This is a genomic window from Aliamphritea spongicola (genome assembly GCF_017051665.1).
Classification (GTDB): domain Bacteria; phylum Pseudomonadota; class Gammaproteobacteria; order Pseudomonadales; family Balneatricaceae; genus Amphritea; species Amphritea spongicola.
In genome coordinates, this window is record NZ_JAFIDL010000138.1 from 1 (window position 1) to 280 (window position 280).

General features: G+C 49.6%; 1 protein-coding gene. It reads left to right on the forward strand.

Annotated features, from left to right (window positions below; all coding sequences use genetic code 11):
• Nucleotides 1-280: IS66 family transposase (locus JYB63_RS23070; RefSeq protein ID WP_205660246.1), on the forward strand; the 280-nt coding region annotated here is incomplete at both ends.

Genomic DNA, 280 nt, shown 5'->3' on the forward strand with positions numbered 1-280 from the left:
ATCAACTGACTGTGCCATCGAGTTCTCCAACCGCCAAGGCGATCAATTACACTCTGAAGCGTTGGCCAGCTTTAAGCCGCTATCTGGATGATGGCAATCTACCGATTTGCAATAACTGGGTGGAAAACCAGATGCGCCCCTGGGCGTTGGGACGTAAGAACTGGTTATTTGCAGGTTCGCTGCGCAGCGGTCAGCGAGCAGCCAATATTATGACATTAATCCAGTCAGCAAAGCTGAATGGGCTGGATCCCTATGCCTATTTAAGTGATGTGCTGAAAAG